The sequence below is a fragment of the Xanthomonas cannabis genome (assembly GCF_040616535.1).
In the GTDB taxonomy this organism is placed as follows: Bacteria; Pseudomonadota; Gammaproteobacteria; order Xanthomonadales; family Xanthomonadaceae; genus Xanthomonas; species Xanthomonas cannabis.
In genome coordinates this window covers 2,431,346-2,449,628 of record NZ_CP136580.1, presented here as the reverse complement: position 1 = coordinate 2,449,628, position 18,283 = coordinate 2,431,346, and the positions used below count along the sequence as shown (strand labels likewise).

Below are 18,283 nucleotides of genomic sequence, written 5' to 3'. Positions count from 1 at the left end.
AGCCACCGTCAAACAGCGTGCCGCGGCGACGACGCATGCCTGATGCGACATCGACGTGCCGCCGCACGTCTACCCATGCACGGTCAAAAGCAGGCGCTTGGAATCGCCTGCGTCTATCCCTAAATCTAGCGGAGAACCATGGCAGCCTGGCACGACGCAGTGGTTGCGCGTGTGGCGACTCGCCCTTCATCGTGGCCGCGGTCTGTGTCCTGCCCCTCCCCCCGCGACAGCAGTTTCCGGAGTCAACCACCATGCCCATCTCGGACAGCCTCACGGCCCGGCAGCAGGCCATCGTCCCCATTGCTGCATTCGCCGCCGCCGGCGATATCGATCGCCTGGACGGCGCCTTGAACGCGGGCCTGGATGCCGGCCTGAGCGTCAACGACTGTAAGGAACTGCTGGTGCAGGTCTACGCCTACGCCGGCTTTCCACGCAGCCTCAATGCGCTCGCCGCGTTGATGCAGGTCACCCAGGCGCGCCGCCAGCGTGGCCTCGACGATGCGCCCGGCACCTTGCCGGGCCCGGTGCCAACCGGGCCGGCGTTGCTTGCGTTGGGTACTGCCAATCAGACGCAATTGGCCGGCGCACCGGTGGCAGGACCCCTGTTCGAGTTTGCGCCGACCATCGATACGTATTTGAAGACGCATCTGTTCGGCGACATCTTTGCGCGCGACAACCTGGACTGGGTGAGCCGCGAATTGGCCACGGTGAGCATGCTGGCGGCACTGGAGGGCGTGGAAGCGCAATTGCTGGCCCATCTGAAGATCAGCATGAACATCGGCGTGAGCACGGCGCAGCTGAACGCACTGGCCCAGGTCCTGGATCAGCGCGTCGGCGCCGCCGCCGGAACGCGCGCCAAGGCAGCGTTGGCCAAGACCCGGTAAGCCCGTCATTGCCAGGATCATGCCGCATGCATTCGGCGGCGCGCCGCAAGCCGGTGACGCCGCTTATTCGGAAGCGCGGCGGTGCGGCGACCGTCGCTGCGGTGCCATCCGCGCAAGCGCCTGCTTCCTGATCAACTGGTCGATGTACTGCTCTGCCAGTCGGGTGCCGATCTCCAGCGCGCTCTGCAGCGAGCCGAAAGTGGGCGCGCTCGCCAGAGGTACCGTGTGCCCGCACACCTGCAAGGTGTCCAGCACCACGCGTTGAGGCTCCAGCTGGCGGGCGACGACACGATACGGCAGTCCCTGATCGGTCCCGTCCATCGCCATCAAGGTGTCGCTTTGCTTGGTGCCCATCGACCCGAGGATAGCGGCGATTCCGCACCACGCCAGCGTCCCACTTTGAATGGTTTATGCAGACGCTACCGGTGACGCCGCGACGCCAGGCCCTTCGCTGTCGGCATCCCTTATTGGGCAGCCTCCAGGGCAGCGCCATGCGAAGCGATGACGACGTCGTGGTGGTCGTGCCGCACCTCGCCTTGCGACGGGCGCCGCTACGCGCCGGGGTCAGGGCGCCTTCCGCGCGTCTGCACCATCAAGTCCGTCGACGGCTACCCGGCCGGTGGCTCGCCCTCCCCTGCATGTAATGGCAGCGGTGGATAGCGCACGGAGCAGCAGGCCGGCAGCGCCCGCCGAAGCTCAGGCAGCCTCGGCCGTCGGCCCGGGGTGGAAGTGGCAACGGCCAATATTTATAGTTATTTATTCGCTGACCGCTAAAACATACTTCGAAACCCCTCCTCATCTGGCGAATATTTCCGACGTGCCGGCTTGCCGGAAATAATTTAAATACTAGCGTTAAATAAACAGAATTATTCAAGCCGTTCATTTTCATGCAACCGATTGCGTAATTTTGCGCCAATGGCGTCGAATTTTGCACAATCTCCGCGACAAGATTGCAGCCGACCCTCGTGGCCGCGTCCCGATAAATAGATCGCGCGGCGTCCAGGCCATGGTTAGCGTACGGATGCGGCGCCCCCGATATTCAAACGCAGCACCTTGCAGAAGAGCCCGTTAGATGCCCTAACGTGCGCTTGAATCCGCTACGCCGGGTGGGCAATACACCTACATCTGCCAGCTGTTTCCCCTATTACCTGCGATTTGGGTCTCATCTAGGATTGCCGCCCTTCGAGAAACGTGACTACTTATTGTCCAGCCCGGTGTCACATTCGGTTTCGGCCGGGCCATGCGCGCACCTTTTAATCCGATTTAGCTATGGATTAAATCGTAAATGGCTATCGAGCGGATCCATCTCTGAATAGCAACTGTCCATTCAGATTTTAGAGGCAGCAGATAGCGCCGTTAAACAATCCGCAAGCTGCGGCGACTGCAATCGTGCATCAGCCGGGTTTGTGGCAAGCGCTGCTCCGAGGGGACGGACCAGCAAACCCTCGAAGTGAATAACCCGTGAAATATATGCCTTCGCTGGCGATCGCTGGCGCAGGGACCCTTTGCGCCAGATTCAGATCCAGCAGTAGCGGCGCGCCTCCTACGGAATCGACCAACCCATGAATCGCTCGCTGCTTGCAACAACCATCGCCTCCTGCCTCGTCCTGACCGCCTGTGGCGGCGGCGGTGGCGGTGGCAACGTCCGTAACGACCCGCCACAGAGCACCGTGATCGCGCCGGCGCCGACTGTTCCGACGACGCCGGCACCGACCACGCCCGCACCTGCTGTTCCGACGACACCGACGACACCGACCGCGCCGACCACGCCGGAAACCACCGCCGACCCGCTGCCCAAGACCGCGCCGGTTCCGACCCCTGCGCCTGCCCGCTACCAGGGCGTGGGCAGCAACCTGCTGGTGCCGATCAATGCCGATCTGGCGCAGCAGGCCGGCGCTCGGGGTCAGGGGGTGAAGCTGGCGGTGCTGGACGACAATCTGGTGCCGAGCTACACGCCGATCAACGGCAAGGTCGATAGCGTCAACGATTACACCGCCAGCCCGGGCACGCCCGAGTCGTCGTCCAATGCGCTGCGCGGCCACGGCACGATCGTGTCGGCGCTGGTACTGGGCTCGGCGCAGGACGGTTTTGCCGGCGGTGTTGCGCCGGATGCAGACCTGTTCTATGCACGTATCTGTGCGGAAAATTCCTGCGGTACCCAGCAGGCGCGTCGCGCGGCGGTGGATCTGGCCGCCTCCGGCGTGCGCATCGCCAACCTGTCGCTGGGCGCGTCGTACGCCGATGCCGCCGGCAGCGCCAATGCGGCCGCGGCGTGGCGGTTCGCACTGACCCCGCTGGTGCAGGCAGATGCGCTGATCGTTGCCTCCACCGGCAATGAAGGCGCGGCGGAAGCTTCGTACCCGGCGGCCACGCCGGTGCAGGAAGCCAGTGTGCGCAACAACTGGCTGGCCGTGGGCGCGATCAATGTCGATAGCTCCGGGAATGCCGCGGGCCTGACCAGCTATTCCAACCACTGCGGTGCAGCGGCGCAGTGGTGCCTGGTCGCGCCGGGCAGCTTCACCGCGCCAGCGCTGGCCGGCACCGAGCTGCAGGGCCAGGTCGCCGGCACCTCGTTCTCCACCGCAGCCGTCAGCGGCGTCGCCGCGCAGGTGCTGGGCGTGTACCCGTGGATGAGCGCGTCCAACCTGCAGCAGACCTTGCTGACCACCGCCACCGACCTGGGCGACCCGGGTGTGGACGCGCTGTACGGCTGGGGCCTGGTCAATGCGGCCAAGGCCATCAAGGGGCCGGGCCAGTTCGCCAGCAACTGGTCGGCCAACGTCGGTGCCGGCTACGACAGCACCTTCGGCAACGATATCTCTGGTGCCGGCAGCCTGACCAAGAACGGCACCGGCAAGCTCACCCTGAGCGGGGCCAATACCTACACCGGCGGCACCACCATTGTCGATGGCGTGCTGTCGCTCTCCGGCAGCCTGCGCTCGGATCTTCTGGTCGCCAACTCCGCCACCTTCGAGTCACGCGGCGGTGTCATCAACGGCGGCTACAGCCTGGTCAACGCGACCGGCACCACCGCCATCGAATTGGGCAAGGGCCTCACCGTCACCGGCCTTGCCAGCTTGAAGGGCAATCTGCTGCTGTTGCCGGAAGCGGCCGGCTACACCGTCGGCAGCACCGAACGGATCGTCAAGGCCGGCGTCCTGCAAGGCACCTTCGACCGTGTGCAGTACGCCAACAATTTCTTCTGGACCGCCTCGCTTGCGTACGACCCGACCACCGTCACCGCAACCTTGACGCGGAATGCGTCGGCCGCGAGCGCGCAGGCGGCCGGTGCACCGCAGGCAGTGGTCAGCGGTGCAAGCCAGGCCGATACGCTGGTGAAGGTGCTGGATACGCGCGTGGCCTCCGGCGACACTGCAAACCTGGGCGGCCTGATCAGCGCCACCGGCGCGCTGCTGGCGGCTTCCGATGCGCAGGTGGCTGCATCGCTGCCGACGCTGGTCGGTCAGGTGCATGGCGTGGAGCGCACGCTGGGCTTCCAGTCCGCACTCAACGATGCCCGGGTTGCCGCCGATCGTCTGCCGTACCTGGCCGACACCACCACGCTGACCACCTGGATGCAGGGCAGCTATCTGGATGGCGACATGCGCCGCAGTGGCTTTGCCTCGGCCGACTATACCCAGCAGGCCACCACCGTCGGTGTGGATCTGCCGGTGGGCGGCGCCGGCACGGTGGTGGGCGCGGCGCTGACCTCGGGCCAGGATCGCGCCCATATCGATGCATCGGCCAGCCGTCTGCGCTCGGATCGCTACGCGATGACGGCGTATCTGTATCAGCCGCTCGGCCAGGCGTATGTGTCGGGCATCGGGTCGTACGGCATGAGCAATGTCGAGACCGAGCGCAACGTGCAAGCCGGCAGCATCGGCGAGCGTCTGCAGGACAGCCGCCACGACACCAACTGGTCGCTGCGTGCCGAAGTCGGCCTGATGCCGCACGCAGGGTTGTCGCCGTTCGTGGCGGCAGGTGTGGTCAGCCAGACCCAGGACGCGTTCAGTGAGGCCTCGGTGACCGGGTTGGGCCTGAGCGCCGGCAGCGACACCCTGCGCGCAGGGTATGGCGAAGTCGGCGTGCGTGGTCACCGGGTGCACGGCAAGTGGGGCTTCGATGGTCTGGTTGCGTATCGCTCGCTGCTGGGCAATCCGGATGCCGACTTCACCGCCTGGTTCACCGGTCTGCCGGAAGCGCGCTTCAACGTGGCGGGCACGCCGGTCTCGCGGCAGGCCGTGCGCGCCTCGGTGGGCGTGCGCTACGAACTCAACGATGCGTTCTCGCTGTATGGCAATGTCGGTGCCGAGCGCGGGCGTTCGGATTCCAACAGCATCAACGCCAACGTCGGTCTGCGCTGGCAGTTCTGATTGCAACGATGGCGTGCCTGGCACGCCATGGTCAGACGGGTGTGTCGCTTCAGCATGCAAGGCCCCGGCATGCCGGGGCCTTCTGCTGTGTGGTGCCGTGCGTAAGGAGGCATGCAAGAGCAGCTGAGCGACATCATGCTCGAGGTCCGTGGTGGTCAGGCGATGCGCTGGAGGCAGGTCCGGCTCGCTGGCCAGGCAAATTGCCGATGGTTTGCGCAAAACCAAAAAGCCCCGGCAGGCCGGGGCTCGTTGGTTCACGCTGTTGCTGCGATCAGAAACTCCACCCCCAGGTCACCTGCCCGCCGTAGGCGGTCTGGCCGTCGCCGTTGAGTCCCTGCAACGACAATGCCATGCGGCTGTTGGGCGAGGTGATCACGCTGACGCCCACCTCACCGATGGCTGCATTCTTGGCTAGGGTGACGCTTTGCACCGAGAACTGCGCACCGGTGCCGACAAAGCCCGCCGAGCGCTGCACGGCACGATCGCCGAAGGCATGCCGCCAGCCCACCGAGGCGTAGAGCGAAGCCTGCTCTCCCAGTTGCCAACGTCCGCGCAGGCCTACCGTGCTGGTGGTGAATTCGTCCTTGGCGCTGCGGACAGACAGTGCGGCGATCCCGCCGCGCTCGTTGAACCCATCCGTCTTCAGATGGGTGTAATCGGCCGCGATGAACGGGCTGTAGACCGCGTTGCCGGTGCGTAGGTTCCAGGACGCTTCCAGCGAGGCGGTAACGGCGGTGGCATCGTAATCGTTGGTGAGCCGCTCTTCGAGCACGCCGGGCAGCATCACCCGACGCGAGCCGTCCACGCGGTAGTCGGCATAGTCCACCGCGCCTTGCAGCGAGAACGCAGACCAGTCGGCCTGGCCATACACGCCGACATGCGTACCGTCGATGTCGGCCCGGTCGCCCCACTCGCGCGACCAGCTTTCGATGTCCTGGCTGCCCACCGCAATGCCGACCACGCTGCGCTCCCCGACGCGCCGCTCGGCACCGGCCATGATGCCGTTGTCTTCGCGCCGCACCGAAATGGCATTGGCATCGCCATCGACCCGGTTGGGCAGGCTGCGGCCGGTGATCCACACCGTGGTCTCGCCGATACGGGTGTCCTGGCTGTCGCCACGCAGATGATTGCCGATGCCGCTGTAGAGGAAGCGACTGTCGAGCATCGCAGTGGCGGTGCTCGCATGGCTTTCGCCCGACAGCGACGCAAACGCGGTGGCCACCGCCTGCGCATCGTCCGGGAGACGGACCACGGCTTGGTACACCGGGCTGGTGGTGGGCAGGCCGTCCACTGCAGCGGCGGTGGACTGCTGGTTGGGCGTGGTCACCGCATCGACCATGCCGGTGGTGTTGCGGCCGAAGAAGACCGACAGCCCCGTTGCGCTGGTGCTGACATTCGGGTCGATGAAGGCATAGTCGGAGATGACGTTGGTGAATTGCCCGCTCAGCCCGCCGGCGGCGTTGATCACCGGAATCTCGGTGAACAATGGCAGGTCGGCCGCACGCACCACCTGCAAGGTGCTGCCTGGTGCGAGCGTCGCGGCGCCTCCCACTGTCACCGGCGTCACCACACCGCCGTTGCCCGGCGTGACCTGCACGGTGGAACCGGGGCCGATGGTGGCGTTGCCGCCAATGTTGACCGTGCCGGTGGTCCCGCCGATCGCCAGGGTGCCACCGGACGTGGTGAGGCTGCCGATGGTCCCGCTGCCGGTCAGCGTACCGCCCGGTCCGACCGTGACCGGCCCACCGAGGGCGGCGCCCGGGTTGGCCGGATTGCCCACGCTCAGGGTGCCCGCGCTGATGGTGGTCGGGCCGGTGAACCCACTGCTGTCCGCGGTGACCAGCAACGTGCCCAGGCCGTCCTTGAGCAGAGTGCCGGTGCCCGACAGCGTGCCGGCGTAGGTTCCATTGGCGTTCTGCAGGAACACCAGCGCGCTGTTGTTGGCGATGTTGCCCTGCAGGCTGTCGGTGTCGCCGATCAGCGTTCCGGCATTGACGGCGGTGCCGCCGAGATAGCTGTTGACCCCATCCAGGGTGACGGCGCCGACACCGTTCTTGATCAGCGCGCCGCTGCCGCTGATGTTGCCGGCAAAGCTGCCGTCGCCGGCCTGATCGAACACCAGCACTGCGTTGTCGAGGATATTGCCCTGCAGGCTGGCGGTGGTGCCCTGCAACGTGCCGCTGGCAATGGTGGTGCCGCCGCCATAGGTGTTGGTCCCGGCAAGCGTCAGGACGCCGGCCCCCTGCTTCACCACGTTGCCGGTACCGCTGACGACACCGGCAAACGTGCCATCGGTGGCCTGGTCGAACACCAGCGTGGCGTTGTCCACCACGTTGCCCTGCAGGCTGGCGGTGTTGCCGATCAAGCTGCCCGCACTGACCAACGTGCCGCCGGTGTAGCTGTTGCTGCCGGTGAGCTGCAGGACACCGGTGCCGGTCTTTTCCAGCGACCCGGTGCCGCTGACCACACCGGCGTACACGCCGCCGGTGGTCTGGTTGAACACCAGTGCTGCGTTGTTGGTGATGTCGCCCTGCAGGCTGGTGGTGTCGCCGACCAGGCTGCCGGCCGCAATGGTAGTGCCACCGGTGTAGCCGTTCGCCCCATTGAGCAGCAATGCGCCGGCACCGTCCTTGACCACGCCGCCGGTGCCGGTGATCGAGCCGTTGAAGACGCCAGTGGCCGCCTGATCGAACACCAGGGTGGCATTGTCGACGATGGCGCCCTGCAGGCTCGCACTGTTACCCACCAGCGTGCCGGCATCCACCGTGGTACCGCCGGTGTAGGCATTGCTGCCGGCCAGCGTCAGCGTGCCGGTGTTGGTCTTGATCAGCGCCCCGCTACCGCCGAGGCTGCCGGACAGGGTCAGGTCGGCCGGGTTGTCCACGGTGAGCACGGCACCCAGGTTGATCGTATTGCCCAACGCTGCGGCAATCGCGTTGCTGAGCACCGAGTCGCCGGTGACCGACAATGCGCCACCGCCCAACGCCGTGTTGCTGCCAACCGCCAGCGTGCCGGCGTTCAACACCGTGCCACCTACGTAGCTGTTGGCGCCATCGAGCGTGAGCGTGCTGGTGCCATTCTTGATCAGGCTGCCCGCGCCGGCGATCGGGCCGGACAATGTCAGGTCGTTGCTGCCGAGCACATTCACCGCACCGTCCAGCACCACTGCATTGCCCACCGCCAATGCCTGATTGCTATCGAGGCTGGTGCCGGCCGCAGCCGTCAAGGTGCCAGTGCCCAGCGCCTGGGCATCGCCGAGGACCAGCGTGCCGCCGCCGAGCGCGGTGCCGCCGGTGTAGCTGTTGGCTGCATCCAGGACCAGGGTGCCGGTGTCGAGTTTCTGGAGCGCGCCGGTGCCGCCGATGGCGACATCGATCGTGCCGGTGACACCGGGGTCCACCCGGATGATGGTGGTGGCGGCATTGGCGCTCAGCGCGCCTGCTCCGCCATCGCCGAGCACATAGCCATCGGTGATGAACTGCATGCCGGTGATGCCCTGGGTGCCCTGCACGCCCACCGTGCCGGCGCTGCCGGCGAACACTGCAAAGCTGTTCTGCCAGGCGCTGTTGGTGAGACCGTCGATCGAGGTCCAGTTGGTGCCGCCCGCGGTCCATGCGGCGGTTCCGCCATCGACGCTGCCGTTGGCCACGGTCTGCGCGCCATCCCAGAACTGCACATTGCTGCCGGGCGACAGCACCACCACGTTGACCTGCTGGGCGAGTGCGGTCTGCAGCGTCAGCTGGGTCGGGTCGATGGTGCCGGGCAGCGTGCCGATATCCAGCCCATTGTTGGTCAGCGCGCCGACGTAATCGATCAGGCGATACACACCCGTGCCGAAGCCGCCGATGTCGGTGATGTTGAGCGTGCCATCCAGGGTCAGGTCGCCGTTGACCGCCAGCACACCGGTCTGGCTGGGCGTGCCCAGCAACGCATCGAGGGTGGCGTTGGGGGCCATGTTCAAGCTGCCGGTGGTCAACACTGCACCACTGGTCACCACCAGCCGACCACCGTCGTTGACGGTGACAGCCGCATCGACCACGCCGCTGCCGCTCAGCGTGCCGCCGGTGCCCACGTTGACCCCGCCGATGCTGGCGAGCGTGCCGTCCACATCCAGCGTGCCGCCGGAGATCTGCGTGGTGCCGCCCAGTGCGCTGGCACCGGTGAGCTGCACGGTGCCGTTGCCCACCTTGTCCAGGTCACCGGCACCGCTCAGGCTGCCGGCAAAGCTGCTGCCGACGTCGTTGACGCCGAGCTGCAAGGTGGTGCCGCCGAGGATGGCGACGTTGCCCTGCCCGGTCACCGCGCCCAGCGCGGCATTGCCGCCCAGCGACAATCCGGCGCCTGCCGCCACATCCACCGTGCTGGTGGTGCCCAGACCGCCGGCAGCGGACGTGGCGAGCACGCCGGCCTGCACGGCCACCGGACCGTTGAAGCTGTTGGCGCCGGACAGGGTCAAGGTGCCCAGGCCGGTCTTGGTCAACGCACCGGTGCCGCTGAGCGTGCCGGTCAACGCCAGATCGGCTGCATTGGCAATGCTCAGGTCCGCACCCAGGTTGATGCTGTTGCCCAACGCCAGGGCGATCGCGTTGCTCAAGCTGGCATTGCCCAACACCGACAGGCTGCCGCTGCCCAATGCCGTGTTGCTGCCAACCGCCAGCGTGCCGGCGTTCAACACCGTGCCACCGGCGTAGCTGTTGGCGCCATCGAGCGTAAGCGTGCTGGTGCCATTCTTGATCAGGCTGCCTGCGCCGGCGATCGGCCCGGACAATGTCAGGTCGTTGCTGCCGAGCACATTCACCGCACCGTCGAGCACCACTGCATTGCCAACCGCCAACGCCTGGTTGCTATCGAGGTTGGTGCCGGCCGCAGCCGTCAAGGTGCCGGTGCCCAGCGCCTGCGCATCGCCCAGCACGAGCGTACCGCCGCCGAGCGCGGTGTTGCCGGTGTAGCTGTTGGCTGCGTCCAGGACCAAGGTGCCGGTGTCGAGTTTTTCAATGCCACCGACGCCGGAGACAGCGACGTCGATCGTGGCCGTGGCGCCGGGGTCGACACGGATGGCGGTGAGCGGCGTGGTCAGGTCCAGCGCACCGCCACCGGCATCGCTCAGGCGATAACCGTCGGTCACGAACTGCAGCCCACCCACGCCTTGCGTGCCCTGCACGCCTACCGTGCCGGCGGTGCCGGAGAACACCGCAAAGTCGCCCTGCCAGGTGCTGTTGGCCGTGCCATCCTGTCCAGTCCAGTTGGTGGCGGCACCCCATACACCTGCGCCGCCATCGACCGTGCCGTTGGCCACGGCCTGCACGCCGTCCCAGAACTGCACGATGCTGCCCGGCGCGGTGACCACCAGGTTGATCTGTTGTCCGATGGCGGTCTGCAGTGCGAGTTGGCTGATGTCGACACTGCCCGGAATGGCCCCGAACAGCACGCCGTTATTGGCCAACGCGCCGGTGTAGTCGATCAATCGATAGACGCCGGAACCGAAGCCACCGATGTCGGTGATGTTGAGCGTGCCGTCCAGGGTGAGATTGCCGTTGACCGCGAGCAGACGCGTGGTGCTCGGCGCCGCAAGCGAGACATCCAACAAGGCACCCGGTGCCAGCGTCAGCCCACCGACGCTGAGCGAGGAGCCACTGGTCAATGCCAGCTGCCCGCCGTCGCCGATGGTCACCCCACTGGCAATGCTGCCGTTGCTGCCGCTACCGGTCAGGGTGCCGCCCAGCGCCACATTCAACGCGCTGGTGCCCAGGCTGCCAATCACGTCCAGGGTGCCGGCGCTGACCTGCGTGGCGCCTCCGATCAGGCTGTTGCCCAGCAGCCGCACGGTGCCGGCGCCGACCTTGTCCAGGTTACCGCCCCCCCCAAGACTGCCGACGAAGTCGCCACTGCCCAGCTGCAAGGTGGCGCCGGCATCGGTATCGACGCTGCCGGCGCCGCTGAGGGCGTTGATCAAACCGCCACTGGTCAGGTTCAAGGACGCGCCAGCGGCCACATCGACCGTGCTGGCGTTTCCGAGCGAGGCGGCCGTGCTGGCCACCAGGGTGCCGGTCTGGATCGCGAGCGGGCCGGTGTAGGTATTGCTGCCACTCAGGGTCAAGGTGCCCAGACCGGTCTTGGTCAGGCCGCCCGCACCGCTGATCGTGCCGCTGGCCAGCATGTCCGCTGCGTTGTCGACGGTGAGTGCCGCACCCAGATCGATGCCATTGCCCAGCGCCACCGCAGTGGCATTGCTCAACACCGCGTTGCCGATAACCGACAGGCTGCCGGTGCCCAGCGCGGTGTCTGCGCCGACCGCAATGGTGCCGGCGTTGAGTGTGGTGCCCCCGCCGTAGCTGTTGCTGGCCGTGAGCGACAAGGTGGTGGCGCCATTCTTGATCAGGGCGCCGGTCCCGCTGACCACACCGCTCAAGGTCAGGTCGTTGCTGCCGTCCAGGCTGAGCTGGTCGTCCAACTGCACCGCGTTGCCCACATTCAGCGCCGCCGTGGTGTCCAGTTGCGCTGGTCCGCCAACCAGCAGGCCGCCTGCGCCCAAGGCCGCCGCATTGCCGAGCACCAGCCGGCCTGCATCCAGCGTGACGCCACCACTGAACGTATTGGCATTGCCCAGGGTCAACGTCGCCGTGCCCTGCTTGTCGAGACTCCCGGCACCGCTGATCACCCCGTTCAATGCGATGTCCTGGGTGCCCGGCACGCGCAATGCGCCGTTCAACGCGAGCGCGTTTGCCAGGTTCACCGAGGTGCTTGCATCCAGCGTGGTGCCACCGGCCGCCGTCAGCGTGCCGATGCCCAACGCGGTATCGCTGCCTGCCACCAGCCCACCGGATTGCAGCTGAAGGCCGCCGCCCCAGGTATTGGCGCCGTTGAGGGTGAGGGTCTGGGTTCCGCTTTTGACCAGGCTTCCTGCACCATCGATGACGCCGTTGAGTGTCAGGTTCTCACCGTCGATGCCGAGTGCGCCGTTCACCGTGAGCGCATTCTGCAGACTGAGCGCTGTGCCCGCAGTGAGTTGCGTGCCATCGGCTGCGGTGAGTGCCCCGGTGCCGAGCGCGGTGTTGCTGCCGAGCACCAGGGCGCCGGCGTTCAACGCGGTACCGCCGGTGTAGAGGTTATTGCCGGTCAGCGTCAGTGCGCCGGTGCCCTGTTTGATCAGGCTGCCTGCACCGCTCACGGTGCCGCTCAGGTCGAGGGCGTTGTTGCCGGTGAGCGACAGCGCGCCGTTCAAGGTGACGTCGTTGCCTACCGTGGTGGCCGTCGTGGCCTGCAGCTGCGTGCCATCGGCTGCGGCCAACGCGCCGCTGCCCAAGGCGGCGCCCGTGCCGATCAGCAGTGCGCCCGCGTTGAGATCCACACCGCCGGCAAACGTGTTGGTGCCGGTCAGCGTGAGCGTCGCGTTGCCGTTCTTGACCAGGCCGCCGGCACCACTGACAAGCCCGGTGAGCGAGAGATCCTGGCTGCCGCCGAGCAGCAGATCGGCATCCAGCACCACGCTGTTGGTGAGCGTGCGCGCGGCCGTGCCATCCAGCAGGCCGCCGGCAACGGTCAATGTTCCGGTGCCCAGCGCTGCATCGCTGCCCAGCAGCAGGCTGCCGGCGCTCAGACGCGTGCCGCCGGCATAACTGTTGTTGCCGGCCAGGGTGAGGCTGGCGGGGCCGAGCTTGTCCAGGCTGCCGACGCCGGTGATGTCGCCAGTGAGTGAGAGTGCATTACTGCCCGCGATGTTGACCAAGCCGGTCAGTGCAATGGCATTGGCGAGCGTGCTGACTGCAAGGGTATCCAGCGTGGTTCCCGCCGCGGCGGTGAGCGCGCCGACACCCAGGGCGCTGTTGCTGCCGATGGTGAGCTTGCCCGCGCTCAGCGTGGTGCCGCCGGTGTACGCATTGGTTCCGCTCAGGGTGAGATCGCCGCTTCCGGATTTGACCAGGCTGCCGGCACCGGTAATGCCGCCGTTCAAGGTCAGCGCCTGCGCGCCGTCGAGCGTCAGCGCGCCCGTGGCGAGCGTGATCGCATTGCTCAGCACCGTCGGCGTGGTGCCCTGCAAGTTGGCGTTGCCGGTGACGTTCAGCGCGCCGCTGCCCAGCGCGTTGCCATTGGTGAGCTGCAAGGTGCCGGCACTGAGGGTGGTGCCGCCGCTGTAGGTGTTCAGCCCTCCCACGGTAAGGATGCCGGTGCCGAGCTTGTTCAACGCACCGGTGCCGCTGATGGTGCCCGCCAGATTCAGGGCGGTGCCATTGCTGCCCACCCCTACGCTGCCGGTCAATGCGATGGCATTGCTGAGCGTGGCCGCAGCCGCTGCATCGAGCACACCACCGCTGGCAGTGAGGGTGCCGGTGCCAAGGGCGGCATTGTTACCGACTACCAGGCGTCCACTGCTCAGCGTGGTGCCACCGGTGTAGCCATTGGTGTTGGACAGCGTGAGATCACCCGCGCCGCTCTTGATCAGGCTGCCGCTTCCGTTGATGGCACCGCCCAACGTCAGGGCCTGGGCGCCGGTCCAGCTCAGGGGCCCGGACAGATTGACGGCGTTGCTCAGGGTCAGCGGCGCACTGGTGCTCAGGCTGGAGGCGCCGGTGACATTCAACGCACCGGTACCCAGTGCAGCTGCATTGCCCACCTGCAAAGTGCCGGCGGTGAGCGTGGTACCGCCCGTATAGGTGTTTGCAGCATTGAGCGTGAGTGCGCCGGTGCCGGTCTTGGTGAGGCCGCCCGTCCCTGCAAGCGTGCCGCTCAAGGTGAGCGCATTGCCGCTGGCGCCCAGGCCCAGAGAGCTGTTCAGCGCGAATGTATTGCCCAAGGTCAATGGCGCCGTCGTATCCAGCAGCCCGCCTGCCGCAGTGACGGTGCCGGTGCCGAGTGCGCCAGCGGTTTCCAGCACGGTCGTACCGGCACTCAGGGTGGTGCCGCCGGTATAGGTGTTGGTCCCGCCAAGGGTCAGCGTGCCCGCGCCGGTCTTGTTCAGTGCTCCGGTTCCACTGATGGCGCCTCCCAGGCGCACGTTGTTCGTACCGCCGATGCCCAGCGCGGCATTGAGCACCACCGCGTTCGGCAGGTTGAGGGCAGTGCCGGCCACCAGGCTGCCACCGGCTGCGGTCACGGTGCCGGTTCCCAACGCGCTGTTGTTGGCAACGGTCACTGCACCGGCGCCCAGGTTGACGCCGCCGCTGAAGGTGTTGGTCCCAGTCAGAGTCAGTCCGCCGGTCCCGGTCTTGGTCAGTGCACCGACACCGGCCAGCGTGCTGCCGATGGTGAGGGCATTGCTGCCCCGCACCGTCAGGCCGCCGGCAGCGAGGGTGATGCCACCGGCGGGCGCCAGGGTCAGGCCGGCGGCGGTGGATTCCAAGGTGCCGCCATTGGCAGTGATCGCGGTACCGAGCTGCGCCGGTATCGAAAATTGCAGGACGCCACCATTGAGCGCGCTGCTACCGAAGTTGCTTGCACCGCCCAAGGTCCAGGTACCGCTGTTGACGCGCAGGCTGCCGAAATTGATGTACTGATCCGTGCTGACGGTGCCGGCGCCGGTGGTGCCACTGCCGGTCCCGGTGACGGCGTTCTGCAGTATCAATGTATTGGTGCCGCCGGCACCACCGTCCACGACACCGGTGCGCGCAAAAGTCAGCAGGCCGCTGGGGCCCAGCAATTCCAGCGCCAGGCCACCGCCATTACCGATGCTGCCGCCGGTGACCGCGGTGAAGGTGTTGGTGCTGTTGGCACCCATCGACACGCTACCGGTGATGGTGCCGGCATTGACGAAACTGTTGCCTATGGCCGAACTCTGAAAGCCGACGCGCCCCTCGATGGTGCCGGTGTTGACCGCGTTGACGGTTCCGCCGCCCGTGACTGCAATCACCGGCGTATCAGCCCCCAGCACCGACAGGTTGAGCAGCGGGCGGTTGCTGATCAGGCCAGCATTATTGATCTGCACGACACCGCTGTTGGCCGAGGTGAGGCCCAGCGCCATGCCGTCGAGATTGAGCAGGTTCGCTCCCAGCAGGCTTCCAGTGCCGTAGATGCTGCCGCCGAGAGAATTGTTGGCCACCACCGACGTGGACGTCGCATTGCCCATGGTGACGCCGCTGCTCAACACCGACAGCAGACCGATCACGGACGGATCGATCGAACCACTGTTGTTGAGCGTTGCGTTGGTGCCGTTCAGTGCGATGGCGGTGCCACCGAGCAAACCGGCGGTCATCTGCGTACCGGATGCCACATTGACGGTCAGGTTGTTCGCGCTGCTCGCAAACGCATTGCCGGTCAGCGCCAGCCCCGTGCAGGTGACGGTTGCGCCCGCTGCAGGCAGGGCCGGTGTACACGCGCCCCAGGCCAGCGCCGGCGCGGCGGCCCCCACCGCAAGAATGACCAGGCTCGGCAGTGCGCGGCGTGTGGATCCAGGTTTACGTCGCCGCCGTACCAATTCATGCGTGACCACCCAATTGCCAATGGCCGCATTCCAGACAAGCGCAAATGCACGATTCATCCTGATTCCCCCTGATAGCCGCGCTAAGAAGTTGCGTGCACACGCACACGCGCCCCCGAAGACGAGTGAACTAACGATCGAGATGGTGAAAGCGTGAGCCGCTTCAGCTCAGTCGCTTGAGGCCGATAGTGATTAATACCAATCCTGGTAAACCGACTGCGCAGATTAATAGGCGATCCGCCTCGAATTAAACTGTGACGAATATCAATAACCTAAAACTCATCTGTTGCACGGACATAATCTGCGAACCAGTTTGCATCTGCCCGCTTGGACGTGAAGCGTCGGAAAGCGCGAGCGAGAAAATCGTCATGGAGAGGCACATTTCTCCGAGGTATCAGTAGCTTGGCAGCCCACGCCATAAGGTTGGCGCGCAGCTCTGGCTGGATGCATCAAGCGAGCTAATTGGAATAACGCGGGTGAAAGCGAGCCGAGCTATATATCGACGTGGTTTTGGAAACCATCTCGCACTGCAATACAGGAGCGGCACGGATTATCTGCCTGAGTCCGTTTGGATCGATATAACCACTGCAATGGTCGACGCCGATTGTCCGATGCGTTATTGGTATATCGCATCCGTGCTCAGCCCTTTAAATTATTAATCGCATGCCGCGGTCGCGCTTGTTACTTCCGGCGCTCCGGGCAACGGGTGAGGAGTGTGTGATGGAATATGACGGCGCAGGTCGTCACTCATCGATGACCTCGGTTTGTTTCTAGTAGCCATGCAGTGTGTGATCTTCAACACGGAACCTGACGACATGACGCTTGCTCTGGACGACAAAACGCAGGACCGCCAGTTCGACTGGTCAGGTGTGCCAATCGATCTTGGCGGAATGGAACCGTTGGAGCAGATTGCACGGCTGGTGTGCCATGCACTGGTAGCGCCGGCCGCCGCGTTGACCATCACCGAAGGCGGCCGCATGCGGGTTCTTGCGGCGCGCGGCATCAGCACCAGCCACGTCGAACAAGCCATGGCCCTGTGTGAGCGTGTGCCGGCGTCGGCCAATGGCGTCTTCGAACTCATCGAACACGCGGCGCTCGCGCCGATCCAACTGGGCGACGCCGCATTCCCGGGTCTTCCCGCACGTTTCATCGCCTGCGTGCAGGTCGGCGCGCCGCAAGCCGGGATCACCGGCGCCTTATGCGTGATCGATACACGCGAACGCAGGCTGGCCAGTCAAGAGCATCAACAGCTGCTGATGTTTGCCAACGTGGCAGCTGCGCAGCTGGAACTGCAATTCGGTGCCGGCCGCCGCGAGCCGCATAGCGGCCTGCTCAATGCGCGTCAGCTGCAATCGGATCTGGATGCGCTCGCCTTTGGCAGCCATGCGGTGCCGACCATCGCCGCCTTCATCGAGGTCTACGACACGCAGGCTGCCAACGAGGCGCGTCAGGCACTCGGAATGCAGCCGCTGGAGGAATTGATCCGGCATGCCAGCTTCGTGCTGACCCGTGCGCTGCGTGGCAAGGCCACGGTCTACCACGTCGCGCCGATGCGCTTTGCGTTCTTCCTTCTGAACTCTGCGCCCGACGAAATGGAGGACCTGCTGCTGGACCTGCGCGACATGCTGCACAAACCAGTGGACGCGGCCGGCGTACCGATGTCGCTGACCTTCCATGCCGGTGTGGTGCGCTTCGCACCGCAGCAGCCGGACACCAACGATGTCATGCGCAAGGGCCTGGTGTCGCTGGGCGATGCGATCAACAACCATGCCGTGGTGTGCTGGTACAGCGCCTCGCAGGACGACGCCATCCAACGCTCGTACCGCCTGGCGCTGGATGCGGAAAAGGCGCTGGACGCCGGCGACTTCCGGTTGGTGTTCCAGCCGCGTATCGATCTGGAGGACCTGTCGGTCATCGGTTTCGAGGCGCTGCTGCGCTGGCATCACGCCAGTCTGGGACCGATTGGCCCGGATGAATTCATCCCGCTGTTCGAAAAGACCGCGCTGATGTGCACCGTCACCAACTGGGTGATCGAGAGCGCCCTGACGCAGTTGGCGCAATGGCGCGCCCAGGGGCTGGATTTCTGCATCTCGATCAACCTGTCTTCGCGCGATTTCGGCAACATCAATCTAGCCGCGGACGTGATCAACCGCTGCAACGACCTGGGCATTCCGACCACGCGGATCGAGCTGGAAATCACCGAGGGGCGCTGGTTGCGCAGCAATGTGGAGGCCGTGCCACGCCTGCGCGCCCTGCGCGACGCCGGGGTCAGCGTGGCGATCGACGACTTCGGTACGGGCTACAGCAATTTTGGCTATCTCACCGAACTGCCGGTCAATGTGCTCAAGCTGGATCGGTCACTGGTCACCGGCATCGCCACCAAGGCCGGCATGCAGATGCGCGCCGAAGCAGTGGTACGGCTGGCCAGCGCCCTGGGATACCGCACCGTCGCCGAAGGCATCGAGCATGCCGACGAGATCGCGCTGCTGCGCAGTTGGGGCTGCGATGAAGCGCAGGGCTACCTGCTGTCCAAGCCAATGGAAGCCCACCTGGTCGCCGCCTATGTGCAGGAGGCCAGCGCACGTCGCCGGCTGCCCTGACCTGCGTGGCTGGGG

5 protein-coding genes are annotated in these 18,283 nt (G+C 65.9%); 3 read left to right on the top strand and 2 right to left on the bottom strand.

Features of this window, described 5'->3' with window-relative positions:
* Positions 1-251 precede the first annotated feature (251 nt).
* Positions 252-884, top strand: coding sequence for a carboxymuconolactone decarboxylase family protein (locus tag RZV17_RS10390; RefSeq protein WP_355603189.1), 633 nt, complete (start codon positions 252-254; stop codon positions 882-884).
* Positions 885-947: 63 nt separating this feature from the next.
* Here the strand turns inward: RZV17_RS10390 and RZV17_RS10385 are convergent, their stop codons facing one another.
* Entirely contained in the window at positions 948-1,238 is a 291-nt protein-coding gene (locus RZV17_RS10385) for a hypothetical protein (RefSeq protein WP_355603186.1), read from the bottom strand.
* A gap of 1,208 nt (positions 1,239-2,446) precedes the next feature.
* Here RZV17_RS10385 and RZV17_RS10380 point away from each other — a divergent pair.
* Entirely contained in the window at positions 2,447-5,257 is a 2,811-nt protein-coding gene (locus RZV17_RS10380) for a S8 family serine peptidase (protein ID WP_355603183.1), read from the top strand.
* Between the two features lie 271 nt (positions 5,258-5,528).
* Here RZV17_RS10380 and RZV17_RS10375 read toward each other — a convergent pair whose 3' ends face one another.
* Complete coding sequence (locus RZV17_RS10375) at positions 5,529-15,728, bottom strand: autotransporter-associated beta strand repeat-containing protein (protein ID WP_355603180.1); 10,200 nt, start codon at positions 15,726-15,728, stop codon at positions 5,529-5,531.
* 728 nt (positions 15,729-16,456) lie between these two features.
* Between RZV17_RS10375 and RZV17_RS10370 the strand changes: the two genes are divergently transcribed.
* Positions 16,457-18,268 (top strand): EAL domain-containing protein, encoded by a 1,812-nt coding sequence (locus RZV17_RS10370; protein WP_355603177.1) that lies wholly within the window; start codon positions 16,457-16,459, stop codon positions 18,266-18,268.
* The last annotated feature ends 15 nt before the right edge of the window (positions 18,269-18,283 follow it).

Bases quoted from the DNA above. Each gene is read 5' to 3' on its own strand.
- RZV17_RS10390 (WP_355603189.1), top strand. From the start codon at position 252: ATGCCCATCTCGGACAGCCTCACGGCCCGGCAGCAGGCCATCGTCCCC.
- RZV17_RS10375 (WP_355603180.1), bottom strand. From the start codon at position 15,728: ATGAATCGTGCATTTGCGCTTGTCTGGAATGCGGCCATTGGCAATTGG.
- RZV17_RS10385 (WP_355603186.1), bottom strand. From the start codon at position 1,238: ATGGGCACCAAGCAAAGCGACACCTTGATGGCGATGGACGGGACCGAT.
- RZV17_RS10380 (WP_355603183.1), top strand. From the start codon at position 2,447: ATGAATCGCTCGCTGCTTGCAACAACCATCGCCTCCTGCCTCGTCCTG.